We start from the raw sequence: 24,232 nt of genomic DNA on the forward strand, positions 1-24,232 counted from the left end.
TCAACGTCGAGGTGCTCTCCAGCGACGGCATGTCCATCGAGATGCGCGACACCGACGAGGACGTCTTCCGCGCCGCGGAGGAGCTCGGCATCGACCTGTCCCGGCGTGAGCCGAGCAGCGTGGAAGAGGTCTGACCCGGGCTCGGAGCCGGACGGCACGTCTCGGGCGAGGACGAGCGCCATCAGGCACTCGTCCTCGCCGGACCGCCCCTCACCCCCGGGAACCAACCCGGGTTGTCAGCGTGCCCGCCGTGCCTCGCGGTCGATCGCCCAGGCGTCCGCCACCGGGCCCACGTGCCCGAGCTTGTCGGGGTTGATCACCGCGCGGATCGTCTGGATCCGCCCGTCGAGGACGTCCAGCGCCAGGGTGTGGAGCACCTTGCCGTCCCGGTCGCGGAAGATCGCGCCCGGCTCGCCGTTGACGTCGTGCGGCTCGAACGCCACGTCGATCAGGGCCATCCGGGGGAAGACGGAGGCGAGCAGCCTGGCCACGTTCCCGGCGCCGGCGACGGCCCTGGCCAGTTGCGGGGCCTTGCCGCCGCCGTCGCCGACCATCGACACGTCGGCCGCGAGCAACTCCTGGAGGCCGGCGACGTCGCCTTCGCGCAGGGCGTCGAAGAACCGCGACGCCAGTTCCTCCCGCTCCCTGCGATCGGCCTCGAAGCGGGGCCGTCCCTCGGTCATGTGGCGCCGCGCCCGCACGGCGAGCTGGCGGCACGCCGCCTCCGAGCGGCCGACGGCCGCCGCTACCTCGGGGAAGCCGAAGCCGAACACCTCCCGCAGCACGAAGACCGCCCGCTCCAGGGGGCTGAGCCGCTCCAGCAGCAGCAGGGCCGCCGTCGACACCGAGTCGGCCAGCTCCGCCGACCGCTCCGGATCCTCGTAGGGGTCGGCGAGCAGGGGCTCCGGAAGCCACGGCCCGACGTACTCCTCCCGCCGGACGCGGGCAGAGCGCAGCACGTCGATCGCGATCCTGGTGACCGTGGCCGACAGGAAAGCCCTGACCGACCTGGGCCGGGCGGGGGAGGCCTGGAAGCGCAGCCAGGTCTCCTGGACCGCGTCCTCGGCCTCGCTCACGCTGCCCAGGATCCGGTACGCGATCGAGAACAGCAGCGGCCGCAGCTCCTCGAACTCCTCGGTCCTGCTCATGACGGCTCCTCCCCGCCGGTCAGCCGACGAAGGACTCGGGGCCGAAGCGGCCCCACGCGATGAACGCGGCGATGGCGAGATATACCAGGTTCAGCGCCGAGAGAGAGTACTCGCCGCGGCGGCCGTGCGTGATCATCGCCCCGATCATCAGCAGGACCCAGCACACGGCGGTCACCGGCACCAGAACCGGCGCGATGCCGAGCACGGCGGGCAGGATCAGGCCCAGCGCGGCCAGGAGTTCGAGAACGCCCAGGGTCTTGACGAAGCCCGCGCTGACGTCACCGGTCCATCCTCCGCCGTGGGCCGCGGCCAGTTTCTCCCTCGGCACGAAAGTCTTGGTGATGCCGCCGAGCAGGGCAACCGCGGCCAGCAGTCCGGCAGCGATCCACAGCGCGAGATTCATCGTCCATCCCTCAATCGAAGATTGCCTCTACCCCGTAGACGAGACAGCGGCTCCCGCCTGTGACATGCCGGTTAAGCCCGCCATGTCGAGAACGGGCGCCCGGCTCCGTCCTCGCGGGTGACAGGCTCCACGACTGCCAGGAGGCCGGAATGCGGAAAGTGATCGCGAACGAGTGGATGACGCTGGACGGGGTGGTGCAGTCACCCAGCTACGCCGACGAGGACGCGGCCGGCGGCTTCACGCACGGCGGCTGGCACGCCCGCTACTTCGACGACCTGTCGATGACGTGGGTGATCGACAACGTCCGCGGCGCGGGCGGCTACCTGCTGGGGCGCGGCACGTACGAGATCTTCGCCGCCCACTGGCCGGACGCGCCGCAGGACCAGCAGGTGCTCGCCGAGCCCTTGAACGCGTTGCCGAAGTACGTCGCCTCGACCACCCTCGCAGAGCCGCTCGGCTGGCGGAACGCGAGGCTGCTGGGGGGTGATGCCGGCGCGGCCGTACGAGCGCTGAAGAAGGAGGAAGGCGGCGACCTGCATGTGATCGGCAGCCCGGGTCTCGTCCAGACCCTGCTGGCCCTGGGCCTGCTGGACGAGCTCCGGCTCATGATCGACCCGCTGGTGGTGGGCGGCGGCAAGCGTCTCTTCCGTGACGACGGCGCGCTCCGGTCGCTGCGGCTGGCGGACAGCCAGGTGACCAGCACGGGCGCGATCATCGCGACCTATGCCACCACGGGCGGCTGACCCGCCGCCGGTGTCCTCATCCGGCCGCCGGGACGGGCTCGTGCGCGGGCACCCGCTTGGTGAGGAAGGCCGTCGCGCCGTCGGACGACTCCGTCCGGTAGCCCTGGGCGTGGTAGAGGGCGAGGTTGCGTCGGCTCTCGGCGCCGGTGCGCAGCACGAAGCGGCGGCAGCCGGCCTCGGCCGCAGCTTCGGCCCGGCCCAGCAGCCAGCGCCCCACGCCCCGGCCGCGCAGGTCGGGGACGACGCCGAGCCGGCCCACGTGCCAGTCGTCGTCCACGCGGCGCGCCCGTACCATGCCCAGGAGCCGGCCGTCCTGCCACAGGCCCGTGGTGTGCCAGGTGGCCAGCCATGCGCCCACCCGCTCCAGCGACTCGCCGAGGGCGGGGACGGCCAGCGTGTCGTTGGCCAGCGCCTCCTCCATCCAGCAGCAGCGCTGCAGCACCAGGACCTCCCCGGCGTCGCCGGGGGTCAGCTCTCTCACGTACGAGCCCGGCAGCGGCCCCGGCTGCGACCGGGCCTGCTCGCGCAGCGGCCGGAGGGCGTGGGCGACCCGGACCAGCTCGTCCAGGACCCCCACGGCGATCGCGGCGCGGCCGGCGTCGGGGCGGACCCGCCCGTTCTCCATGGTGTCGCCGATGCGCAGGGCGAGCGTGGCGCCCAGGGGCACCAGCCGCAGCGTGGTCACCACCTGCTTGGCGTGCTGGACCGACCGGGTGCCGGCCGAGGTGTTGCCGTAGCTGACGAACCCCATGGGCTTCCACGCCCACTCGCGGCCGAGGTAGTCGAGGGCGTTCTTGAGGATGGCGGGCATGCCGTAGTTGTACTCGGGGGTTACCGCGATGAAGCCGTCGGCCGCGTCCACCGTCGCGCTCCACCGCTTGGTGTGCTCGCGCCGGTAGACGCCGGACGCGGGCTCGTCCTCCTCGTCCAGGAACGGCAGGCCGAGGTCGCGCAGGGCCACCGGCACGAGCTCCACGCCGAGCTCCGCGGCGCGGGGCGCGACCGTCTCGGCCAGCCACTCCGCCACCGCCGGGCCCCGGGCGCCGGGACGGGAGCTGCACATCAGGACGAGGACCCGCACAGTTTTCGTTGACATGGAAACGAACGTAGCTGGTAACTTGTTTACATGTCAAAGAAACCGCCGGGGACGGTCCGCTGGCTCGACCCGGACGAGGAACGGGCCTGGCGCGCCCTGCGCCGCATGATGATCGCCGTCCAGTCGCGCACCGCGCACGACCTGGCCGCGATCGGCCTGTCCGATCCCGACTACGAAGTGCTGAGCACGCTCTCCGAGCGTCCGGGCCGCACCAGCACGCTGCACGAGCAGGCGGCCAAGATGGGCTGGTCACGCAGCCGCCTGTCCCGGCACGCCACCCGCATGGAGGCCCGGGGACTCCTGCGGCGCGAGCCCGATCCGGCCGACGGCCGGGGCTGCTATCTCGTCCTCACCGAACGCGGCCTGGAGACGCTGGAGGACGCCGCCCCCGCCCACCTGGAGTCGGTCCGCCGCCACGTCATCGACCGGCTCTCACCCGCGGACCTCTCCGCCCTGGAGACCATCGCCCGCAAGCTCGACGGCTGAGGCACGGCCGGATCAGCGCCGCTCCTCCGGCCCGCCCGGCCGGCCCCGGAGGTAGGCGAGGACGGCGAGGACGCGGCGGTGGTCGTCCCCCGCCGGGGGCAGGTCGAGCTTGGCCAGGATGCCGGCGATGTGCTTGGATACCGCCGCCTCGGAGACCACCAGCGCGCGGGCGACGGCGGCGTTGGAGCGGCCCTCCGCGACCAGTCCGAGCACCTCACGCTCCCGCGGGGTCAGCCGGGACAGCGGCGCGCGGCGGCGGCTCAGCAACTGCCGCACCACCTCCGGGTCCACGACCGTGCGCCCCGCGGCGACCCGCTCCACCACGTCCACGAACTCCCGCACGTCGCCGATCCGGTCCTTCAGCAGGTAGCCGATGCCGGAGCCGCCGTCCGAGTCGAGGAGTTCGGCCGCGTACGTCTGCTCGACGTACTGGCTGAGCACCAGCACGGCGAGCCCCGGGTGGGAGGCGCGCAGCGTGAGCGCGGCGCGGAGCCCCTCGTCGGTGAAGCCGGGCGGCATGCGGACGTCGGCGACGACGATGTCGGGTTCGTGCTCGGCCACGGCGGCGATCAGCGCCGCGCCGTCGCCGACCGAGGCGACGACCTCGTGGCCGAACCGGTCGAGGAGCCCGGCGAGCCCCTCACGGAGCAGCACACCGTCCTCGGCGAGGGCTACCCGGAGACGGGGCATGGGATCTCCACACGCAGCGACGTCGGCCCGCCCGGCGGGCTGGACAGGGTCATCAGGCCGTCGGTGACGGCCACGCGGTCCGCGAGCCCGGCCAGCCCGGACCCGGCCGCCGGGTCGGCGCCCCCCACCCCGTCGTCGCCCACCTCCAGCACCAGCGCGCCGTCGTGGAGCCGGGCGCGCACGAAACCGCGCCGTGCCCCGCTGTGCTTGGCGAGGTTGGCCATCGCCTCCGACACGACGTAGTAGGCGGTCACCTCGATCGACGGCGGCAACCGGCCGGGCAGCGAGACGTCGACGTCGACGGGAACGGGGGAGCGGCCCGCCACGTCGCGCACGGCCGCGCCGAGCCCCCGGTCGGTGAGCACCTGGGGATGGACGCCCCTGATCAGCTCGCGCAGCTCGGCCAGGGCGCGCCCGGCCTCCTCGTGCGCCTCGGCGAGCTGCGCCTCGGCGGGCGAACCCGGAGGCAGGTCGAGCCGGGCCAGCCCGAGCTTCATGCTGAGGGCCACCAGCCGCTGCTGGGCGCCGTCGTGCAGGTCACGCTCGATCCGGCGGCGTTCGACCTCGAACGCGTCGACCAGCCGGGCGCGGGAACGGATGATCTCCGCGTCGCGCGGCGCGAGGACGGCCCGCACGAGCAACGCGCGGGTGCCGGCCCACGCGGTCATCATGTACGCGAAGAGCGGCGACAGCAGCAGCCCGGCGGCGATCAGCGGCAGGCTCTCCACCAGGTGCAGGCTCGGCTGGAACGGCGCCGACAGCAGCATCAGCGGCAGCCAGATCGCCGACGAGACGAATCCCAGGTCCATCCACCACATCACGGACACCGCGATGACGGTGAACCCCAGCTCCCGCCAGGTCGCCTGCTCGCGCAAGCGGGTGGCGAGCCAGGCGCGCGGACCGGGCCGCGGCGGCCTGACGTGCGGGTCGTCGACGGGCGCGCGGTCCACCAGCCGGAGCCGCCACCGCTCGAACGCCGCCGCCGGCAGGGAGAGCACGGCCAGCGCGAGCAGCACGCCCCCCGCCGCGACCCCGACGCCGTACGCGTAGGCCGCGTAGATCGCCACGCACGCCGCCACCGCGTGGATCGCGCTGCCCAGCAGGTAGGCCAGCGACCGCCAGGGCCACGAGGAGCGGAGGAACGCCGACGGCCGGCGGGTCACGGCGGCCAGGGCGGTGGGGGCGAGCACTCCACGACGCTAACCGATCCGGGTGCGCGGGCACGGTAGTGCTGGGTCTACCTCTGCCTCACGCACGGCGGAGGCTTCAGGAAAAATGTCGCGGTGGGATGTCGAGAACGCGTGCGCGGCTCCGTCCCAGAGTCGAGCACGGCCACCATGGCCGTACCGCACCAAGGAGGACATCATGGCCAAGTACCTGCTGCTCAAGCACTACCGGGGCGCCCCGGCAGCGGTCAACGACGTGCCGATGGACAAGTGGACGCCGGAGGAGGTCACGGCCCACGTGAAGTACATGGACGACTTCGCCGCCCGGCTCGAAGACACCGGCGAGTTCGTCGACGGTCAGGCGCTCTCCCCGGAGGGCACGTTCGTCCGCTACGACGGCGAAGGGCGGCCGCCGGTCACCGACGGCCCGTTCGCGGAGACGAAGGACCTGATCGCCGGCTGGATGGTGATCGACGTCGACAGCTACGAGCGGGCGCTCGAACTGGCCGCCGAGCTGTCCGCGGCTCCGGGCGCGGGCGGGGAGCCGATCCACGAGTGGCTCGAACTGCGCCCGTTCCTGACCGCGCACCCGACCATCACGGAGTGACGAACGGTGGAAGAGTCCCTCCTGCGGACCCTCACCCCCACCGTGATCGGCGTTCTCGTCCGCCGCGGAGCGGACTTCGCGGCGGCAGAGGACGCCGTGCAGGACGCCTTGGTCGAGGCCGTACGCGTGTGGCCGGACGACCCGCCACGGGACCCGAAGGGCTGGCTGGTCACCGTGGCGTGGCGCAAGTTCCTCGACGCCGCCCGCGCCGACGCCTCCCGGCGGCACCGCGAGGAGCGCGCCGAGGGTGAGCCCGTGCCTGGGGCGGGGGAGGAGGTGGACGACACGCTCCAGCTGTACTTCCTGTGCGCGCACCCGTCCCTGACACCGGCGTCGGCCGTAGCGCTCACGCTGCGCGCGGTCGGCGGACTGACCACGCGTCAGATCGCGCAGGCGTACCTCGTGCCGGAGGCGACCATGGCGCAGCGGATCAGCAGGGCCAAGCGGACCGTCGCGGGGGTCCGGTTCAACCAGCCCGGTGACGTCGCCACCGTGCTGCGCGTGCTCTACCTGGTCTTCAACGAGGGCTACTCCGGTGACGTCGACCTCGCCGCCGAGGCGATCAGGCTCACCCGCCAGCTGGCGGCCAGGGTCGACCACGAGGAGGTCGCGGGCCTGCTCGCGCTCATGCTGCTGCACCACGCCCGGCGCCCGGCGCGGACCGGCTCGGACGGCAGGCTCGTGCCGCTCGCCGAGCAGGACCGCGGCCTGTGGGACACCCGCCTGATCGCCGAGGGCGTCGACGTGCTGCAGGCGGCACTCGCCCGCGACCGCCTGGGCGAGTTCCAGGCCCAGGCCGCCGTCGCCGCGCTCCACGCCGACGCGCGGACGGCCGAGGAGACCGACTGGGTGCAGATCGTCGAGTGGTACGACGAGCTGGTGCGCCTCACCGGCAGCCCGGTGGCCCGGCTCAACCGGGCGGTCGCCGTCGGCGAGGCCGACGGCCCGCGGGCCGGCCTGGCCGCCCTGGCGGAGCTCGACCCCGGCCTGCCCCGCCACACCGCCGTCGCGGCGTACCTGCGCGAGCGTGACGGTGACCTGGTCACCGCGGCGCGGCTCTACGCCGAGGCCGCCCGGTCGGCGTCCAGCCTCCCCGAACGCGACCACCTCACGCGGCAGGCCGCACGGCTCAACGCGAAGCTGCGCGCCTGACCCGGCCCGGGGCCGTCACGGCAGGAGCCCCACCAGGTAGCCGGCCAGCTCGCCCGGCCGCGACAGCATCACCATGTGGCCGCCGGGCATCTCGTCGGGGACGATGCCGAGCCGCTCCTTCACGTGGCGGCGCACGAATCCGGGCGTGAAGCAGCGGTCGTCGCGGCAGAGCAGGTATCTCGTGGGCACGTCCGGCCAGGCGGCCAGCGGCCAGGGCTCACGACCCGCCCGGTCCATGCTCACGTCCCCGGCGAGCGCGGCGTCGTGGGCCAGCACCCGCTCGGCCAGCTCACGGGGCACGTCCTGCAGGTAGAGCTCGTACTCGTCGTCGATGCCGGACGGGGGCCGGCCGCTCCGTTCCCACCAGTCGTCCGGCGTCTCGCCGGGGCTCGGGATCATGGCGGTGACCAGCACGAGCGCGGCGGCCTCCACCCGCGCGCAAACGAGCGGGCCGACGAAGCCGCCCCACGAATGCGCGACCACGACCAGGTCGCGGCGCTCGCCGATCGCCCGGACGACGGCATCGGCGTAGTCCCACAGCCCCGCCCGCGGATCGGACATGGGCAGGTCCATCGCGACCGTGTCATGCCCGCGGCCGCGCAGCTCGGCTTCGAGCAGGTGCCAGTCGAAGGCGCTCCCGCCGCCGCCGTGGATGAGCGCGAAGGTCGTCATGACGGTGATGACCGCCGGCGGCGCGGAAACTCATCGGGGTCATGGCGTGGAGACCGAGAGGTGGGCGCGTTCTCCCTGGGCGCCGAAGAGCATGAGCAGCTCCGCGGGCTTGTCGGCGGTGTTGCCGATCCAGTGCGGCAGCCTGGTGTCGAACTCGGCCGCCTCGCCGGGGCCGAGCCGCAGGTCGCGGTCGCCGACGACGAGCCGGACGTGCCCGGACATGACGTAGAACCACTCGTAGCCTTCGTGCCCGCGCGGGCTCGGCGTGAGGTCGGCGACGGCGGGTGGATGGATCACCTTGAACGCCTGGATGCCGCCGGCGCGCCGGGTCAGCGGTATGAACGTCAGCCCGTACCGGTGGACGGGCGGCATGTGGACGCGCGGGTCGCCGGTGGGCGGCGCGTCGACCAGTTCGTCGAGGGTCACGCCGTGCGTCCGGGCCAGCGGGAGCAACTGCTCCAGGGTCGGGCGGAGCCGCCCGTTCTCCAGGCGCGAGAGCGTGCTCGGCGTCAGGCCGGTCAGCTCCGCGAGCTCGGCCAGGGTCGCCCCGCGCGCCCGGCGCAGCGCCTTCAGCCGCGGCCCGACACCGGCCGGCACGTCGCTCCGAGGTTCGGCCATGCCCCGATTTTGCGGATCCGCAACGTCCTTTGCAAATCCCGCATGGCCGCGCGGATCCTTGCTTGCTCCTGGACCTTTCCAGACTGAGGAGAACAGATGATGTCCGCCAGCGCCCTGCGCGCCCAACTGGACGCCTTCCTGGACGAGTACCGCTCCCGGTTGCACGACAGCCTCGAAGGGCTCACCGAGGACGAGGCTCGAAGGCGTCTCGTACCGTCGAGGACGACCCCGCTGGGGCTCGTCAAGCATGTCACCTACGTCGAAGGCGTCTGGTTCGACCAGGCGATCACCGGCCGTTCGTACGAGGAGATCGGGATCGCCTCCACGCCCGATCGCTCCTTCGTCCTGGAGCGGGACGACACGATCGCGTCCGTCCGGGCCGCCTACCGGGACATCTGCGAGACGTCCCGCAGGAACACGGCCTCCCTGGACCTCGACGCCGTCGTCACGGGACGCGGCGAGCGCTTCCTGTGGCAGATCCACCTGCACATGCTGCGCGAACTCGCCCAGCACCTCGGCCATGCCGACATCCTCCGGGAACAGATCCTCGCGGCTCGGTGCCTCGGTCAAAAATCTACAGTGTAAAGGCGTCCGATCAGTGAAGTAATCAGCAGCATCTGTCGTATCGGGGTTTCAGCCGATCGTCTGTGAGATAAGAGCCAGGCTGTCAGCGGGGATGTCGGCTCGCGGACACGTGACGCGAGCGTGGGGCATCGCGCGGACAGCCGGGGAACCTCGCCGAACGAGCTCGAAGGAGCGCATCATGAATCCCACGCTGAACACGATCGACATCGTGGTGTCCGACCTGGACGCCTCGATCGCCTTCTATGCCCGGCTCGGGCTGGAGTTCAAGGTGGACGAGCACTCGCCCGGACACGCCGGCTGCGACCTGCCGAACGGGCTGCATGTGATGCTGGACACCGAGGGTTTCCGCACGCCGTTCCTGCCCGGCTGGAGCGCGCCGACCGGCGGGCCGCGTACTCTGCTGTGTTTCGAGTTCGAGACCCCGGCCGGGGTGGACGCCAGGTACGCCGAGCTCGTCGAGGCGGGCCACCGGGGGATCGCCGAGCCGTTCGACGCGATCTGGGGGATGCGCTACGCCACGGTGGCCGACCCGGACGGGAACGGTGTCGACCTGTACGCCGCCCTCCCGGCGAGCTGAAGGGGAGTCGTCATGAAGTACGTGCTGATGTTCATCGAGACCGAGGAGTTCGCCCACCAGCTGGAGGCGATGGGGGAGCTAGAGCGCGAAGCCGCCTACGCGGCGGTGGGGCAGTGGTTCGCCGACCACGCTGACAAGATCACTCACCATGCGCATCTGGCGCCGGTGCACACCGCCACCACGGTGCGCCTGGACCAGGGCGAGCCGGTCGTCACCGACGGGCCGTTCGTGGAGGGCAAGGAGGTGGTCAGCGGGTTCGCCGAGCTCGAGGTGGCCGACCTGGACGAGGCGTTGAAGGTCGCCCGCTCGTGGCCGGCCTGCCCGATCGTGGAGATCCGCCCCCTTTCATGAGCGGGCCGGTGCACGAGGAGGTGCTGGCCGGGGTGGTGCGCGAGCACGCGGGCCGGCTGGCCGCGTCCCTGGTGTCGTTGCTGGGCGACTTCTCCGCCGCCGAGGACCTGGTGCAGGACGCGGTCGAGACCGCGCTGCGGCGCTGGCCGGTCGAGGGGGTGCCGGAGCGGCCCGACGCGTGGTTGTTCACCGTGGCCCGGCGGCGCGGCCTGGACGTGCTGCGCCGGGAGTCGAACTACCGGGCCAAGCTCGCCGGGCTCACCAGGCCGGACCCCGCCCCGCGCGACGACCGGCTGCGGCTGGTGTTCACCTGCTGCCATCCGGCGCTGTCACGCGCCGCGCAGATCGCGCTCACGTTGCGGGCGGTGTGCGGGCTGTCGGTGGCGCAGATCGCCGCGGCGTTCGTCGTGCCGGAGGCCACTGTGGCGCAGCGGATCACCCGCGCCAAACGGAAGATCGGCGAGGCCGGCATCCCGTACCGCATCCCCGCCGAGGAGGAGCTGCCGCGGCGCGTAGGCGAGGTGCTGGCGGTCGTCTATCTGCTGTTCAACGAGGGCTACCTGTCGAGCACGGCCGAGCGGGCGCAGGCGCGTGACCTGGTGGAGGAGGCCGAGTGGCTGGCCGCGCTGCTGGTGAACCTGATGCCGAAGGAGCCGGAGGCGGCCGGGCTGCTGGCGCTGATCCGGCTGCACCGGGCCCGGGGCGCGGCCCGCTTCGACCCGGCCGGGCGGCTGGTGCTGCTCGCCGACCAGGACCGCGGCCTCTGGGACCGGCAGGCCATCGAGCGGGCCACGGCGCTGCTGACGCGGACCGCTCACGCCCACCGCCGGCCGGGGCCGTACCAGGTCCAGGCGGCGATCGTGGCCTGTCACGCGGAGGCCGAGACCTTCGCCGACACGGACTGGGCGCAGATCCTGGTCTTGTACGACATGTTGCTGCACCTGGCGCCCTCGCCCGTCACCCGGCTGCACCGGGCCGTCGCCCTGCGCCACGTCAAAGGCCCCGAGGCGGCGCTGGCCGAGCTGGAGCCACTCGGCCGGGTGCTGGAGCGTTACCCGCTCTTCCACGCCACCCGGGCTGAGCTGCTGCGTGACCTGGACCGCCGTGGGCAGGCGCGGCGGGCCGACGAGCGGGCGCTGGAGCTGACCGCCAACCCGGCCCAGCAGGCCCTGCTGGCCGATCGGTTGAGGTGGACGTGACCTCATGCGGCTGTTCCCCCTGGGCGGCGTCTGCTTCCTTCCGGTGTGAACGTGAAGGTGTCCGCGAACGCTCCCTTCCCGAATCGGATGGCCAAGAGAACGGGTTCGTCGTAGATGGGATGCCAGGTCGTTTCCCTCGACCCGGAGGTCCCGTTCCAGAGGTGTAGGAAGATGATCGGTTCCGTCGCCTGTGCGGTCATGTAGGCGAGGGTCTTGCCGTAGAAGGGGTTGGTGCCGCCGAGAAGAACGGAAGGCGGGCCGAGCGCTTCCTGCACTTCGGTGAGTGTTCGGTCGTGAGCGGTCCAAGCGATGAGCTCCCGGCGCAGGGAGCCGTATTCTCCGGCGGTCAGGGTTCTGTCGGCCTGTAGCCATCCGCGGTCGTGGGCCAGTTCGGCATAGACCGAGGCGACGCCGTCCTCGCCGGCAGCAGGCAGGATGGTTCTGAACGCTCCCGTCACGCCGAGCGAGTTGAAGGCGCCCCGCGATTCCAGGGTCCGCATCGCTTGCGCCCACTCCTGCTCCTGGTGTTCCGCGTAGACCAGATGGTCGAACAGGAGGCGCAGGGCCGTCTCGCCGCCGAACATGCCGGGCCGGCGAAGCGCCTGGTTGAGCCGGTCTTTGAGGTAGGCGCGGATCTCTGTCGAAGAGCGCGGCATGGGAGGGGTCGTCATGATGCTCCTTCGACGTCGCCTTCACCCGCGCACGCCACGGGCCTGATGCATCGGGGCGGTGCCACTGGTCAGGTGGGGCCGGCGGTCAGTCGGTCGGCGTGCCGCCGCAGGTCGGTGGCGAACTCCTCGGCTCGGCTCAGCTGGGTGCGGAGCGCCTCGCAGCGTTCGCGGGTGGCCTGCTCGAACCAGCTCAGTTTGGCCAGGAACTGCTCACGCTCGGCCGTCTCCAGCTCCGCCGCCGCACCGGGGTCGTCGAGCCGGTCGGTGATGGCCAGCAGTTCGCCCATCTCCGCCAGGGTGAAGCCGAGCGGCTTCATCCTGCGGATCACCATCAGACGGGCCACGTCGGCCTCGGTATAGAGGCGGAAGCCGCCCTGGCTGCGCGCCGAGGGCCGGACCAGGCCGACCTCGTCGTAGTGCCGGATGGTCCGCAGTGACAGCTCCGTGCGCGCGGCCACCTGCCCGATGTGCATCTGTAGAACCTCACTGGTCAGCCGGTAGGGCGGCCGCATCGAGCCCTGCCGGATCTCTACCCTAACGTTAAGGTAGAGTTGCCGCTGGCCAGACCGCGTCGGGGCGTCGCCGTACCGACCGGACATCCCGCCACCCACGCACCGGGCCGCCGAGCGCCGCCCTCACCCGAGGTAAGGAACAGCGACGCGCGCATGCCTTTGATCACCGCCGCCTGCTGCCCGCCGTGACCTGCCCGCGGTAGCGCCGTCCGGCCTGCCGCCTTTCCGCGCCCGCGAGCGTGCCCCTGCCTCCGGCCGGTGCGACGCTGCCCTCCGGGGCTGTTCCATCCTTAAGGACTCCTGTTGCCTAGCTCATCCGTGCCTGCCCGCCCGTCTCTGACCCTGCCTGCTCGCATGCGGCCCGGCCGCCCCGAATGGCTGAAGCCCTCGGTGGCCCGTACCGAGATCCTGTCCGGCTTGGTCGTCGCGCTCGCCCTGATCCCTGAGGCGATCTCGTTCTCCATCATCGCCGGGGTCGATCCCAGCGTCGGTTTGTTCGCCTCCTTCACCATGGCCGTGGTCATCGCCATCGCCGGCGGCCGCCCCGCCATGATCTCCGCCGCGACCGGAGCCATCGCTCTGGTCGTCGCCCCGCTGGCCCGCGAGCACGGCCTCGGCTACCTGGTCGCGACCGTCATTCTCGGCGGGCTCATCCAGGTCGCGCTCGGCGCGCTCGGCGTGGCGAAGCTGATGCGCTTCGTGCCTCGCAGTGTCATGGTGGGCTTCGTCAACGCCCTGGCCATCTTGATCTTCATGGCGCAGGTGCCCGAGCTCGTGGACGTGCCCTGGGTCGTCTATCCGCTGGTCGGCAGCGCGCTGGCGCTGATGGTGTTCCTGCCCCGCCTGACCAAGGTGGTCCCGGCTCCGCTGATCTCCATCGCCGCGCTCACCGCCCTCACGATCGGCGCCGGTCTGGCCGTGCCCACGGTCGGCGATCGTGGCACGCTGCCGTCCTCGCTGCCCGTGCCCGGTCTGCCCGACGTGGCTTTCACGCTGGACACCCTCACCCTCATCGCGCCGTACGCGGTCGGCTTCGCCCTCGTTGGGCTGATGGAGTCGCTGATGACCGCCAAGCTGGTCGACGACCTCACCGACACCCGCTCCTCCAAGACGCGCGAGTCCATCGGCCAGGGCGTCGCCAACATCGTCACCGGCTTCTTCGGCGGCATGGGCGGCTGCGCCATGATCGGCCAGACCATGATCAACGTCAGGAACGGCGCCCGCACCCGGCTGTCCACCTTCACCGCCGGTGTCCTGCTCATGGTCCTGTGCATCGTCTTCGGCCCGCTGGTCTCCCAGATTCCGATGGCCGCGCTGGTCGCCGTGATGATCCTGGTTTCGGTCGGCACCTTCGACTGGCACTCCATCGCCCCGGCCACCCTCAGGCGCATGCCCGCCGGTGAGATCGGCGTCATGGTCATCACGGTCGCGGTCGTGGTCGTCACGCACAACCTGGCCATCGGCGTCGTCGTCGGTTCGCTGACCGGGCTGGTCATCTTCGCGCGCCGGGTGGCGCACCTGGCCGAGGTCTCCGCCGTCGTCGATCCCGACGGCGGGCAGGTGGTCTACGCCGTGACCGGCGAGCTGTTCTTCGCCTCCAGCAACGACCTGGTCTCCCGGTTCGACTATGCCGGCGACCCTGACGACGTGGTCATCGACCTGACCGACGCCCACATCTGGGACGCCTCATCCGTCGCCGCTCTGGACGCTGTCGAGGCCAAGTACGCCGCCCGCGGCAAGACCGTACGGATCATCGGGCTGAACCAGCCCAGCGCCCGCATGCACGCCACCTTGTCGGGGGAGCTGTCCGGCAGCCGGTGACGGCGGCCTGCGGGCGTGCGTGCGGACCTGAAGTGGGGGAGTGGCCCGTACTCGGGCGGCTCGGCATCCGGGAGAGGGGAGGACCGATCGTGGTCCGCGCAACCGAGAGGCCGGACTGGGTGAGGTCCGCCTGTCATCCCTGGTCCCAGCTCTGCTCTCGACCGAACTAGTAATCTACATTGTAAAGGCGTTGGCTTCCTGACCCCACTGCTGGGAAGGGCTCAGGGGGCCTGCGTCAAGATCATGCGGCCGGTGTCGGGCGTCATGCCGGCGCGTGGCTGTCGAGGCCGAGGGTGGCGGCCAGGTCGCGCAGGCACTGTTCGTAGACGGGCTCCATGTCGGTGTAGGCGAAGTCCAGTTGGTGCAGGACTTCCATGCACAGCAGCCCGTACAGCCTGGTCCAGCACGACAGGAAGACGTGGGCGGCCTCGGGCGGGAGCCGTCCTTCGAGGGTGGCGGAGTAGGCGGTCAGTTGCTCGCGCAGGGATGCGGGCAGGTCGGCCAGGTCGGGCACCGGGAACGGTCGTGTCCGCCACAGCTCGACCATCAGGTCGAGCAGGACCTGCTCGAACCGCAGGGCGGCCTGGTGGCGCACCGAGTCCGGCCGCCGGTTCTGCGGGGTGATCGGGCTCGCGAATATCCAGCCGAACTCGGCCGGGTGGGCGGTGCTCCAGGCGCGCATGGCGCGGCAGACGGCCAGTATCCGCTCGCCGAGCGACGCGTCGGCGTGGCCGTCGCGGGCCTGTTCCATCGCGGCGGCCAGTTCGCGGAAGAAGTCGGCGGTCACTGCGCCGACCAGTTCGTCGTGGCTGGCGTAGTAGTGGTAGAGGGCTGGGCCGCTCATGCCGACCTGCCGGGCGACCGCGTTGATGGTGACCGCGGCCGATCCCTGCTCGACCAGCAGCTTGCGCGCGGCCGTGTGGATCTCCTCCAGGGTGGCCTGGCGCAACCTCTGCCGTCTGCTGGTGTGTGCGGACATCGTCACCTCTCGCGTCGTTTCCTCGGTCGGCGTTGACATCTTAGGGCAAGTATGTTTCCTTAGTGCCTCTAAGAAATCTAGAAGCACTAAGGAGTAGCTGTGGAGCTTCTGTGGATCCTTCTCGCGGCGCTGGTGTTCGTGGCGGCCGTGTGGTGGCGGATGTCCAGATCCGCCCACGTCCGGCGGCGCGAGGAGTCCTGACATGGCCCGGACGCTGCGCGACCGCTTGTTCGGCAAGTACGCCATGGAGGCGACCATCACCGTCGCCGACCAGGTCAACCCGGCCATGCGCCGGATCCGGCTGGAGACCGACCAGCCCGTCGCCTTCCCGTACACCCCCGGCCAGCACATCAGGATCGAGTTGAAGGATCCGCTGTCGGTGTCGGGCATCCTGCGTCCGTCCGAGACGCTGCGCACGTACACGATCTGGGGCCTCGACGCCGGCAGGACGGCGATCGAACTGCGCGTCCACCTGTATGCGGGCGACGGCATCGGCCTGAGGTGGGCGCGGGCGGCCCGGCCCGGAGAACGGGTGACCTTCTGGTGGCCGCAGGGCGACTTCTTCACCCGCGAGGCGGCCTATCACGTGTTCATCGGGGAGGAGACCGCCAGCGCCGCGTTCGGCCCGATGATCAGAGCGTTGGGAGCCTCGGCCGAGGTGTTCGGTGTCCTGGAGAGCGAGACCCCCGAGCACGACCTGCCCCTGCCCGGGACGCCGCCGCTGCGCCGTGTCCACCGGCACGGCACCTCCGCCGTCGCCTCCCGGGTGCTGCTCGGGGCCGTGGCCGAACTCGATCTGCCGGGCAACGCGGGAGCCGCTTATGTGGCCGGCGAGGCCAGAACCTGCCAGATGGTGCGCGACTTCCTGGTGCGTGAGCGCAACTGGGCACGGGCCTCGATCAAGACCAAGCCGTTCTGGGCCCCGGGCAAGCGTGGCCTGCACTGACCGTCAAGGAGATCCGGACATGAAAGTGATCATCGTGGGAGGCGGCATCGGCGGACTCGCCGCGGCCGTCGCCTTCCACCAGCGTGGCCTGCAGGTGGAGGTCCTTGAACGCGCTGCTGAGTTCACCGAGGTGGGCGCCGGGCTGACCGTCCAGCCCAACGGTCTGCGCGCGCTGGACGCCCTCGGCCTGGGCGAGCGTCTGCGCGTCGGCGGGCTGGCCGACCCGCTCGCAGGCATCCGCGGCAGCCGGGGGGACTGGCTGGTCCGCAACGACGTCGACAGCCTCAAGCGTCGTTTCGGCCCGTGGGTGACCGTGCACCGGGCCGCACTGGTCGACCTGCTGAGGGCAGCCGTGCCGCCCGAGGCTCTGCGGCCCGGCATCGACGTACAGCACGTGCAGCCCGACGGCACGGTCCGCCATGGCGGCGGCACCTCCACCGCGGATCTCGTGGTGGGCGCCGACGGCGTGCACAGCGTGACCCGGCGCTCCCTCTGGCCTGGCCTCCCTGGGCCGCGCTACGTCGGCTATACCACCTGGCGCCTCATCGTCCCCCCTCAGCCCGTCGAGGGGAGCGCGGAAACGTGGGGCAGGGGCGAACGGTTCGGGCACGTGCCGATGCCCGACGGCCGCATCTACTGCTACGTCATGGCCAACGCCCCGGCGGGCTCCCATGTCGGCCTGGATGAGCTGCGCGAACGCTTCGCACGCTGGCACCGGCCCATCCCCGCGCTGCTCGACTCCGCGCAAGAGGAGGCGGTGCTGCAACACGACACGTACGAACTGCCGAGGCTGCCCACGTACGTTTCCGGAAACGTCGCCGTCCTCGGTGACGCGGCCCACGCCATGACCCCCAACCTGGGGCAGGGCGCCTGCCAGGCGCTCGAGGACGCGGTCACGCTCGCGCACGCGGTGGACACCCTCGGCGTGCGCGCGGGCCTGGAAGCCTATGACCGCGCCCGCAGGCCGCGCACCCAACTGATCGTCCGCCGTTCCCGCCAGGCCGGAGCCGCCGCGCACTGGACCTCCACGCCGATGACCACTCTGCGAGACGCGGTTCTTCCTCTCCTCCCGAACGTGCTCTTCGACCGCTCACTCACCCCCGCCTATACCTGGACGATCTGATGTCCCTCCCACGAATCCTGATCATCGCCGTCGCAGCGATCACAACGGTCGGCGCCGTGCTCGCCGACCTCGTCATCCCCGACCTGGCGGCACAGCACGCCTACAACCCGGCCTGGCCACCCCACGCCAAGTTCCACGACGCCCAGTACATGGTGATGACCGTGCTCCTCGGCCTCACCGGCCTGGCCCTCGCGCTACGGTCAGGGCGGAACACGCTGCTGCACGCCGCCGCCATCCTGGCCACCCCGTGGCTCGGCATGATCGGTGCGCTCCTGTTCCCCGGCACTGCCACCTACGACCCGGAGTTCGCCGATCGGACTGTCTTCGTCCTCGGCCTGCACGGGCAGATCTTCATGGCGATCGTCCTGCTCCTGGCGCTGCTGCTCGCGACAGCGGCGACACTGCGCATGCCCGTGGACTCCACCGCCCGGTGATGAGCCCGGCCCTTGCTTGTTCAAGGCGCTATACCACCGCTTGCTGCTACATCGCGGTGTTCCTGCTCCTGCTGCGTACGCCGCCCTGGCGCGGCAGCAGCACGCCTGGGGGACGGCCCCTTGATCACCTACTGGTCCGGCGGATGAGGGCGGGATCTCGTCGCTGGTCGCGCAGCGACATCGTGCCGGTCGCGTACGGAGTGATCTCGATCTTCGTGATGAGACCGGCGTCGATGCGGAAGCGGATGAGCGCGTACGCGTGGCCGCCGGGTGCGATGACCGCGCCGGGCCGCCCTGCGATGAGGACCGGAGCCGCGACGGCGATGCGGTCGGCGAAGATCCTCGTCTCTTCCGCGACCGCCGCTGCCCCACGGACTTCCGTTGCGGAGCCTGCCGGGAGCAGGGAAGGGTCAGCGGTACGGACAACGTCGGGAGCCATCAGGGTGACGAGTCGTGCGATGTCGCCGCCGCGTGCGGCTGCCAGGAACGCCTCGATGATCTCGTTTTCTTCCGCGTCGTGGCGACGTATGACAGGTCGCACGTCGCGCAGCCGTGCGCGCGCACGGCTGGCCAGCTTCTTCGCCGAGACCGCGTTCGTGCCGAGCGTCGCGGCGATCTGATCGAACGGGATGGCGAAGAGGTCGTGCATCACGTACGCCACCCGCTGCCTGGGCGAGAGTTCGTCGAGGAGCACCAGCAGGGCTCTGGACACTTCTTCACGGCGAAGGAACGTCTCGTCGGCGCTGATCCTTGCGCCGGCGATGTCGTCGGAGCGCAAGGGGAGTTCGCCACGTCGCTCACGTGCCCGTAGCAGGTCCAGGCACAGACGCGCGGTCACCGTGGTGAACCAGCCGTCCAGGTTGGCGATGTCGGCCGCCCCGGCCGTCTGGACCCGCGTCCAGGCGGTCTGGACCGCGTCCTCCGCGTCGTGATACGAGCCCACGATCCGGTGGGCCAGCGACATCAGCCGGGGACGGGACGCCTCGAAGTGTTCGACGAGTTTCATGGGTGAGGTCACCTTTCGAGTGTGCTCAACGTCAGGAGGGGTGAGACCAGCTACCTGACGAGCGCACCTCCTTGAGGAGACACACATGAGCGTACAGATTGTCCGATTCAACACCACATCCGAACAGGCTCCGGAAGCGGTCGCGGAGTGGGCCGACGCGCCGGTACCTCCGCGACCAGTGACGCTGCTGGGGCGGTATGCCCGTTGACCGCGGCACTCGACGTCGGGCTGTTCATCGCGACTCTCGCCTGCATCCTGGCCAACGCCTTCGAGGTGGTCGCGAAGGCGGTCTCGGCTCGGTTCGTGGTGCGTAACTCTGCCGAGGTCGGCCTCGATCCGCGGTGGATCCCCTACCTCGCGGTCGTTGAGGGCTCCGGGGTGGTAGGGCTCGTGCTCGGGCTGCTCGGCCGGCCTCTCTTCGGGCTGGCCGCTGCCTTGGGGCTCGTGCTGTTCTTCGTCGGAGCCGTCCTCGCCCATGTCCGTGCGCGCGTGTTTCACACCCTCGGCTTCCCGGTGGCCTTCCTCCTCCTGGCAGTGGCGGCCGGCGGGTACTTCGGTCGGTCGCTCGCTTGATCGCACGGGAAGGGGCTCCCGGGCTAGAGGGGCGGATAAGGACTGATACGGGGGCTTTCGGAGTGCGGGCCGGTGACTGGGTCACGGTGCGTGCCGGTGATCGGTGGGCCCGGTTGCGGGTCGCTGTTGGTACGAGCCCGGTGGGGGTGGTCACGCCGGAGACGCCGGCGACTCGGTGGTGGCGGCTGTCCTCGGCACGGTGATCGGTGTCGGGTTCACCTGGGTGGGGTTACGAGACGTTCGTGGAGCGGGCTCTCGGTGACGCCGCCCTGCGGGTCCCGTGGTCGTCATGGGTCGCGGTTCTGGCCGGGCTCGTGGCCGCTGTCGTCCCGGCGCGTAGGGCCGCCCGGGTGGCTCCGGTCGCGGGGCTGTCACTCGACTGATGCGGTCGGCTGTGCCCGGGGGTGGTGGCGTGTGCGTGCCGCCTGTGCCACACTCACTGTTATAGAACTCTCAGAAGAGTTATAGAACGATGGGAGGGTGGCATGCGAGACGTGCTGCCGTGGCGTGAGGCGGTCGCGCCGGACGGGACGATGGGCGAGCCCCGGGCGCGGGGCCGGTTCGGCGGGTATGGCGGGCGGTACGCGCCGGAGTCGCTGGTGGAGGCGTGCCGCGAGGTGGAGGAGGCGTTCCGGGAGGCGTGGGCGGATCCGGGGTTCCGCGGCGCGCTGGCGCGGCTGCTGGCCGTGCACGCCGGGCGGCCGACGCCGCTCACGCCGGCCCGCCGGCTGTCGGAGGCGCTGGGTGTGGAGCTGTATCTCAAGCGGGAGGATCTCACCCACACCGGATCCCACAAGATCAACAATGTGCTTGGCCAGGCTCTGCTGGCCATCCGGATGGGGCGGCGCAGGCTGATCGCCGAGACGGGGGCGGGCCAGCACGGGGTGGCCACCGCGACCGCCGCCGCGCTGCTCGGGCTGGAGGCCACGGTGTTCATGGGCGAGCGCGACATCGAGCGGCAGGCGCTGAACGTCTTCCGGATGCGCATGCTGGGCGCCGAGGTGGTCCCGGTGACCACGGGCAGCCGTACGCTCAAGGACGCGACCAGCGAGGCCATGCGGCACTGGGTGGGCGCGACCGGCGACTCCCACTACTGCGTCGGCTCGGTCGTCGGGCCGGATCCGTACCCGTGGATGGTCAGGGAGTTCCAGCGGGTGATCGGCGACGAGGCGCGCGGGCAGTGCGCCGCCGAGCTGCGGACGGGCGTCCCGGACCATGTGGTGGCGTGTGTCGGCGGCGGCTCGAACGCGGCCGGCACGTTCGCCGGGTTCGCCGACACCCCGGCGCGTCTGGTCGGTGTGGAGGCGGACGGCGGCGCGGGGGCGGCCCGCGGCCGGCTGGGTGTGCTGCACGGCTGCCGTTCGCTGTTCCTGCAGGACGACGACGGGCAGATCATCCAGGCGCACTCCATCGCGGCCGGGCTCGACTACCCGGGCGTCGGCCCGGAGCACGCCCATCTGCGTGACCTGGGCCGGGCCCGGTACGTCACGGTGACCGACGGCGAGGCGGTCGGCGCGGCGCTGAGGCTGGCGCGTACCGAGGGGATCGTCCCGGCGCTCGAGTCGGCGCACGCCCTGGCCTGGGTGATCCGCGCGGCGGGCGACGGCGACCTGCCCGCGGGGTCGACGGTGCTGATGACGTTGTCCGGCCGGGGCGACAAGGACGTCTCGACCCTGAAGGAGCTGCTGTGACGAACGCCCTGACCGCCGGCGCGGTCGAACGCCACCTGCGTGCCCGCCGGGACGCCGGCCGCGGCCTGCTCATGCCGTACGTCACCGGGGGGATCACGCCCGGCTGGACGGACTATCTGCGGGCGTTCGCCGCCGCCGGGGCGGACGCGATCGAGGTCGGCCTGCCCTTCTCCGATCCCACGCTGGACGGCGTCACCATCCAGCAGGCCAGTGACACGGCGCTGGCCAGGGGGGCGAGCACCCGCCGGATCCTCGCCGACCTGGCCGAGGTCGGTGACCTGGGCGTGCCGCTGGTCGTCAGCACCTACTACAACCTGGTGCTGAACGACGGCCCGGAGGCGTTCTGCGCCGCGCTGCGCCGGGCCGGCGCCGGCGGCCTGATCGTGCCCGACCTGCCGGTGCACGAGGCGGACGAACTGACGGACGCGGCCGAAGCCGCCGGGATCGAGCCGGCCCTGCTGGCCTCGCCGGCGACGCCGCAGCCGCGGCTGGCGGAGATCGCGGGCCGCAGCCGCGGATTCGTGTACGCGGTGTCGCTGATGGGCACCACCGGCGAGCGGACCGCCCTCGCCGCTTCGGCGGCGGAACTCGCCGGGAGGATCAGGCGCGTCACCGACCGGCCGGTCTTGCTAGGATTTGGCATTTCCACCCCGGACCAGGCACGCGAAGCCCGCCGGCACGCCGACGGCGTGGTGGTCGGCGCCGCGGTCATGCGGCGGGTGCTCGACGGGGCCGGGCCGGACGACCTGCGGGCCTTCCTGGCGACCCTGCGCCTGGCCCTCGACCAGGAGTGTGACCGACCACGATGACCTCCGACGCCGGGCACGAGGCGAGATACCGCGCCATCGCCGCCGACCTCGCCGCGAAGATCCGGTCGGGGCGCTACGCCCCGGGTGAGGCGCTGCCGCCGCAGCGTGAGCTGAGCGCCTCCTACGGGGTGACGCTCATGACGTTGCGCCAGGCGTTGCGGGAGCTGAGCGACGAGAGGCTGATCGTGCAGCGGCCCGGCAGGGGCACGTTCGTCGCCCCGCCGCACCTGGCGTACCAGCTCGACTCGCTCCGCAGCCTGGTCGACGACCTGCGTGAACAGGGCCACGACGTGCGGACCGCGGTGGCCGGGCAGGCGGTGCGCCGGGCCCCGGCCCGGATCGCCGCGGAGCTGCGGCTGCGTCCCGGCGACACCGCCCTGCGGCTGGAGCGGGTCCGTGAGTTCGCCGGGCGTCCCGCCGTGCATCAGGTGTCCTGGGTCCGGCGGCCGGTGGCCGACCGGATCCGCGACCGCGACTTCACCGCCGTCTCCCTCTACACGGCTCTGGCCGACGCGGGGGTGACGGTCTCCCGGGCGGCGGAGGTGGTCCGGCCGGGTCTGCTCGACGCCGCCGCGGCCCGTCACCTGCACGAGCCGCAGGGCAGCCCGGTGCTCGTCAGCTCCCGGATCACCTACGCGCTCGACGCCACGCCGGTGGTGTCCGACCATGCCACGATCCTCGGCAGCATGATGGAGATCCGCACCGAACGCGCCGCCACCGGCCTCTCTCTGACTTGGGGGGCCACCAGCTGAGCCGGTCCGTCACCGGTGCGTACGGTCGCCGTGGCGGCGGACGAGCTCCTCGAATGCGGCGAGTTCGGCCGACAGGGCGGCCCGGCCTTCGCCGGTGATGACGACCCGGGTCTTCGGGCGCCGCCCGTCGTACCCCTTCTCCAGTACGATCAGGCCGGCTTCTTCCAGGACGGCGAGGTGCCGGTTGAGGTTTCCCCGGGTCAGTTCGAGCACCTGGTGGAGGTAGGTGAACTCCACCTTGGCCGCCTCGTCGGCGATGGCGAGGATGCCGAGGCGGTGGCGCTGGTGGACGACGTCGCTCAGGCGTCCGGTGGGGTGGGTCACGGACGGGTCCTTCGCAGGGCGTGCAGGCCGGCGTAGCGCCACACGGTCAGGCCCGTCCCGGCGATCAGCCCGGACATCCACGCCATGTCCGCGAACTCCCTCGGGAGCAGGTGGGCGAGGTCTCCTCCCGGCGGGAAACGCAGGGCGTGGTCGACGGTCTGGAGGACCGCCGAGCCCTTGATCCATACCGATCGCGGGCCTGCCTAGCGGCCGATCTTGTCCAGCTCGGCGAGGTCCTCGCCGGAGAGCGGCAGGCCGGCGCCGGCGGCGTTCTCGCGCAGGTGCGCCACCGACGAGGTGCCGGGAATGAGCAGGATGTTCGGCGACCGGCGCAGCAACCAGGCCAGGGCGACGGACATCGGCGTCGCCTCCAGCCGGGCGGCCACCGCCGAGAGCGCCGAGGATTGCAAGGGGCTGAAGCCGCCGAGCGGGAAGAAGGGCACGTAGGCGATGCCCTCCCGGGCGAGCTCGTCGATCAGTTCGTCGTCGTGCCGGTGGGCGAGGTTGTACATGTTCTGCACGCACACGATCGGCGCGATGGTCCGCGCCTCGGCGACCTGTTCCGGCGTCGCGTTGCTCACGCCGAGGTGCCGGATCAGCCCCTGCCGCTGGAGTCCGGCGAGAGCCTCGTACGGTTCGGCGAGTGAGCCGGGCCGAGGTCCGCTGGCGTCGCCGAGCCGGAGGTTGACCAGGTCGAGCACCTCGAGACCGAGGGCTTCGAGGTTGTCGTGGACGGCGCGGCGCACGTCTTCCGGCCGCCGCGCCGGGGGCCAGCCGCCCTGCTCGTCGCGGGTCGCGCCGACCTTGGTCACGATGTGCAGCGCTTCGGGGTACGGGTGCAGCGCCTCGCGGATCAGCTGGTTGGTGACGCGCGGCCCGTAGGCGTCGCTGGTGTCGATATGGGTGATCCCGAGGTCGGCGACCTCGCGGAGGACGGCGAGTGCGCTGTCGCGGTCGGCCGGCGGACCCATCACCCCGGGACCGGCGAGCTGCATGGCACCGTAGCCGAACCGGGTGACGGTCAGGTCACCCAGGGCCCAGGTGCCGCCGGGAAGCGAAGCGGGGAACGTCGTCATGCCTCTGCCTTTCAAGGGTGAG

At 71.7% G+C, this 24,232-nt stretch carries 30 protein-coding genes; 17 read left to right on the top strand and 13 right to left on the bottom strand.

What is annotated here, in order from left to right; all coding sequences use genetic code 11:
- Positions 1 to 236: 236 nt before the first annotated feature.
- Together ABD999_RS39230 and ABD999_RS39235 are read right to left on the bottom strand one after the other, a co-directional pair.
- A complete protein-coding gene (locus ABD999_RS39230) occupies positions 237 to 1,148 on the bottom strand; it encodes an RNA polymerase sigma-70 factor (protein WP_219547492.1) in 912 nt (303 codons plus the stop codon).
- A 19-nt stretch (positions 1,149 to 1,167) separates the two neighbouring features.
- The gene (locus ABD999_RS39235; RefSeq protein ID WP_219547490.1) at positions 1,168 to 1,551 is read right to left on the bottom strand and encodes a DoxX family protein; all 384 of its coding nucleotides are present in this window, start codon (positions 1,549 to 1,551) and stop codon (positions 1,168 to 1,170) included.
- A gap of 149 nt (positions 1,552 to 1,700) precedes the next feature.
- Here ABD999_RS39235 and ABD999_RS39240 point away from each other — a divergent pair, with 149 nt between their 5' ends.
- Positions 1,701 to 2,294, top strand: a complete 594-nt coding sequence (locus ABD999_RS39240; RefSeq protein WP_271276715.1) for a dihydrofolate reductase family protein — start codon at positions 1,701 to 1,703, stop codon at positions 2,292 to 2,294.
- Between the two features lie 16 nt (positions 2,295 to 2,310).
- Here the strand turns inward: ABD999_RS39240 and ABD999_RS39245 are convergent, their stop codons facing one another.
- Positions 2,311 to 3,390: a bifunctional NAD(P)H-dependent oxidoreductase/GNAT family N-acetyltransferase gene (locus tag ABD999_RS39245; protein ID WP_271276716.1), complete on the bottom strand. Its 1,080-nt coding sequence runs from the start codon at positions 3,388 to 3,390 to the stop codon at positions 2,311 to 2,313.
- A gap of 30 nt (positions 3,391 to 3,420) precedes the next feature.
- Here ABD999_RS39245 and ABD999_RS39250 point away from each other — a divergent pair, with 30 nt between their 5' ends.
- Complete coding sequence (locus ABD999_RS39250; RefSeq protein ID WP_271276717.1) at positions 3,421 to 3,876, top strand: MarR family winged helix-turn-helix transcriptional regulator; 456 nt, start codon at positions 3,421 to 3,423, stop codon at positions 3,874 to 3,876.
- Positions 3,877 to 3,888: 12 nt separating this feature from the next.
- Here the strand turns inward: ABD999_RS39250 and ABD999_RS39255 are convergent, their stop codons facing one another.
- Both ABD999_RS39255 and ABD999_RS39260 read right to left on the bottom strand, forming a co-directional pair.
- Complete coding sequence (locus tag ABD999_RS39255) at positions 3,889 to 4,566, bottom strand: response regulator (RefSeq protein WP_271276718.1); 678 nt, start codon at positions 4,564 to 4,566, stop codon at positions 3,889 to 3,891.
- Positions 4,548 to 5,756, bottom strand: coding sequence for a sensor histidine kinase (locus ABD999_RS39260; RefSeq protein ID WP_271276719.1), 1,209 nt, complete (start codon positions 5,754 to 5,756; stop codon positions 4,548 to 4,550). The genes ABD999_RS39255 and ABD999_RS39260 overlap by 19 nt, the downstream gene beginning before the upstream one ends.
- 175 nt (positions 5,757 to 5,931) lie before the next feature.
- Here ABD999_RS39260 and ABD999_RS39265 point away from each other — a divergent pair, with 175 nt between their 5' ends.
- Positions 5,932 to 6,339 carry a YciI family protein gene (locus tag ABD999_RS39265; RefSeq protein ID WP_271276720.1) on the top strand — a complete coding sequence of 136 codons (408 nt, stop codon included), beginning with the start codon at positions 5,932 to 5,934 and terminating at the stop codon, positions 6,337 to 6,339.
- 6 nt (positions 6,340 to 6,345) lie between these two features.
- On the top strand, positions 6,346 to 7,491 hold the full coding sequence (locus ABD999_RS39270) for an RNA polymerase sigma factor (protein WP_271276721.1): 1,146 nt from the start codon (positions 6,346 to 6,348) through the stop codon (positions 7,489 to 7,491).
- Positions 7,492 to 7,506: 15 nt separating this feature from the next.
- On the opposite strand, the gene ABD999_RS39275 is transcribed toward ABD999_RS39270, so the two are convergent.
- Together ABD999_RS39275 and ABD999_RS39280 are read right to left on the bottom strand one after the other, a co-directional pair.
- Entirely contained in the window at positions 7,507 to 8,163 is a 657-nt protein-coding gene (locus tag ABD999_RS39275; protein WP_271276722.1) for an alpha/beta fold hydrolase, read from the bottom strand.
- A 39-nt stretch (positions 8,164 to 8,202) separates the two neighbouring features.
- Positions 8,203 to 8,781: a helix-turn-helix domain-containing protein gene (locus ABD999_RS39280; protein ID WP_271276723.1), complete on the bottom strand. Its 579-nt coding sequence runs from the start codon at positions 8,779 to 8,781 to the stop codon at positions 8,203 to 8,205.
- A 96-nt stretch (positions 8,782 to 8,877) separates the two neighbouring features.
- Between ABD999_RS39280 and ABD999_RS39285 the strand changes: the two genes are divergently transcribed.
- The 4 genes from ABD999_RS39285 (at position 8,878) to ABD999_RS39300 (ending at position 11,493) form a co-directional block, all read left to right on the top strand.
- Positions 8,878 to 9,366 (top strand): DinB family protein, encoded by a 489-nt coding sequence (locus ABD999_RS39285; protein ID WP_271276724.1) that lies wholly within the window; start codon positions 8,878 to 8,880, stop codon positions 9,364 to 9,366.
- Positions 9,367 to 9,544: 178 nt separating this feature from the next.
- The gene (locus ABD999_RS39290) at positions 9,545 to 9,943 is read left to right on the top strand and encodes a VOC family protein (RefSeq protein WP_271276725.1); all 399 of its coding nucleotides are present in this window, start codon (positions 9,545 to 9,547) and stop codon (positions 9,941 to 9,943) included.
- A 12-nt stretch (positions 9,944 to 9,955) separates the two neighbouring features.
- A complete protein-coding gene (locus ABD999_RS39295) occupies positions 9,956 to 10,294 on the top strand; it encodes a YciI family protein (protein ID WP_187281172.1) in 339 nt (112 codons plus the stop codon).
- Positions 10,291 to 11,493 (top strand): RNA polymerase sigma factor, encoded by a 1,203-nt coding sequence (locus ABD999_RS39300; protein ID WP_271276726.1) that lies wholly within the window; start codon positions 10,291 to 10,293, stop codon positions 11,491 to 11,493. Before ABD999_RS39295 ends, ABD999_RS39300 begins: the two co-directional genes overlap by 4 nt.
- 2 nt (positions 11,494 to 11,495) lie before the next feature.
- On the opposite strand, the gene ABD999_RS39305 is transcribed toward ABD999_RS39300, so the two are convergent.
- Positions 11,496 to 12,164 (bottom strand): hypothetical protein, encoded by a 669-nt coding sequence (locus ABD999_RS39305; RefSeq protein WP_271276727.1) that lies wholly within the window; start codon positions 12,162 to 12,164, stop codon positions 11,496 to 11,498.
- A gap of 68 nt (positions 12,165 to 12,232) precedes the next feature.
- Positions 12,233 to 12,637: a MerR family transcriptional regulator gene (locus ABD999_RS39310; RefSeq protein WP_271276728.1), complete on the bottom strand. Its 405-nt coding sequence runs from the start codon at positions 12,635 to 12,637 to the stop codon at positions 12,233 to 12,235.
- Positions 12,638 to 13,030: 393 nt separating this feature from the next.
- On the opposite strand from ABD999_RS39310, the gene ABD999_RS39315 reads away from it, so the two are divergent.
- Positions 13,031 to 14,497 carry a SulP family inorganic anion transporter gene (locus tag ABD999_RS39315; protein ID WP_271276729.1) on the top strand — a complete coding sequence of 489 codons (1,467 nt, stop codon included), beginning with the start codon at positions 13,031 to 13,033 and terminating at the stop codon, positions 14,495 to 14,497.
- Positions 14,498 to 14,759: 262 nt separating this feature from the next.
- Here ABD999_RS39315 and ABD999_RS39320 read toward each other — a convergent pair whose 3' ends face one another.
- Complete coding sequence (locus ABD999_RS39320; RefSeq protein ID WP_271276730.1) at positions 14,760 to 15,476, bottom strand: TetR/AcrR family transcriptional regulator; 717 nt, start codon at positions 15,474 to 15,476, stop codon at positions 14,760 to 14,762.
- 202 nt (positions 15,477 to 15,678) lie between these two features.
- Between ABD999_RS39320 and ABD999_RS39325 the strand changes: the two genes are divergently transcribed.
- The 3 genes from ABD999_RS39325 to ABD999_RS39335 are packed head-to-tail and all read left to right on the top strand — an operon-like array spanning position 15,679 to position 17,979.
- Positions 15,679 to 16,422, top strand: coding sequence for a siderophore-interacting protein (locus tag ABD999_RS39325; RefSeq protein WP_271276731.1), 744 nt, complete (start codon positions 15,679 to 15,681; stop codon positions 16,420 to 16,422).
- 19 nt (positions 16,423 to 16,441) lie between these two features.
- Positions 16,442 to 17,545 (top strand): FAD-dependent monooxygenase, encoded by a 1,104-nt coding sequence (locus ABD999_RS39330; RefSeq protein WP_271276732.1) that lies wholly within the window; start codon positions 16,442 to 16,444, stop codon positions 17,543 to 17,545.
- A complete protein-coding gene (locus ABD999_RS39335) occupies positions 17,545 to 17,979 on the top strand; it encodes a DUF6640 family protein (protein ID WP_271276733.1) in 435 nt (144 codons plus the stop codon). Before ABD999_RS39330 ends, ABD999_RS39335 begins: the two co-directional genes overlap by 1 nt.
- A gap of 124 nt (positions 17,980 to 18,103) precedes the next feature.
- Here ABD999_RS39335 and ABD999_RS39340 read toward each other — a convergent pair whose 3' ends face one another.
- The gene (locus ABD999_RS39340; RefSeq protein ID WP_271276734.1) at positions 18,104 to 18,985 is read right to left on the bottom strand and encodes a sigma-70 family RNA polymerase sigma factor; all 882 of its coding nucleotides are present in this window, start codon (positions 18,983 to 18,985) and stop codon (positions 18,104 to 18,106) included.
- A 204-nt stretch (positions 18,986 to 19,189) separates the two neighbouring features.
- Between ABD999_RS39340 and ABD999_RS39345 the strand changes: the two genes are divergently transcribed.
- The 5 genes from ABD999_RS39345 to ABD999_RS39365 all read left to right on the top strand — a co-directional run bounded on the left by ABD999_RS39345 (position 19,190) and on the right by ABD999_RS39365 (position 22,810).
- Complete coding sequence (locus tag ABD999_RS39345; RefSeq protein WP_271276735.1) at positions 19,190 to 19,558, top strand: DoxX family protein; 369 nt, start codon at positions 19,190 to 19,192, stop codon at positions 19,556 to 19,558.
- 206 nt (positions 19,559 to 19,764) lie between these two features.
- On the top strand, positions 19,765 to 19,941 hold the full coding sequence (locus ABD999_RS39350) for a hypothetical protein (RefSeq protein WP_271276736.1): 177 nt from the start codon (positions 19,765 to 19,767) through the stop codon (positions 19,939 to 19,941).
- 102 nt (positions 19,942 to 20,043) lie between these two features.
- Positions 20,044 to 21,249 carry a tryptophan synthase subunit beta gene (gene trpB / locus ABD999_RS39355; protein WP_261808573.1) on the top strand — a complete coding sequence of 402 codons (1,206 nt, stop codon included), beginning with the start codon at positions 20,044 to 20,046 and terminating at the stop codon, positions 21,247 to 21,249.
- Positions 21,246 to 22,058, top strand: coding sequence for a tryptophan synthase subunit alpha (trpA, locus tag ABD999_RS39360; protein WP_271276737.1), 813 nt, complete (start codon positions 21,246 to 21,248; stop codon positions 22,056 to 22,058). The genes trpB and trpA overlap by 4 nt, the downstream gene beginning before the upstream one ends.
- On the top strand, positions 22,055 to 22,810 hold the full coding sequence (locus tag ABD999_RS39365) for a GntR family transcriptional regulator (protein ID WP_271276738.1): 756 nt from the start codon (positions 22,055 to 22,057) through the stop codon (positions 22,808 to 22,810). Before trpA ends, ABD999_RS39365 begins: the two co-directional genes overlap by 4 nt.
- Before the next feature lie 9 nt (positions 22,811 to 22,819).
- Here the strand turns inward: ABD999_RS39365 and ABD999_RS39370 are convergent, their stop codons facing one another.
- The gene (locus ABD999_RS39370) at positions 22,820 to 23,134 is read right to left on the bottom strand and encodes a transcriptional regulator (RefSeq protein WP_271276739.1); all 315 of its coding nucleotides are present in this window, start codon (positions 23,132 to 23,134) and stop codon (positions 22,820 to 22,822) included.
- 203 nt (positions 23,135 to 23,337) lie between these two features.
- Positions 23,338 to 24,210: an aldo/keto reductase family oxidoreductase gene (locus ABD999_RS39375; RefSeq protein WP_271276740.1), complete on the bottom strand. Its 873-nt coding sequence runs from the start codon at positions 24,208 to 24,210 to the stop codon at positions 23,338 to 23,340.
- Positions 24,211 to 24,232: the final 22 nt, after the last annotated feature.

The organism is Nonomuraea ferruginea (assembly GCF_039540635.1).
GTDB classification, from domain to species: domain Bacteria; phylum Actinomycetota; class Actinomycetes; order Streptosporangiales; family Streptosporangiaceae; genus Nonomuraea; species Nonomuraea ferruginea.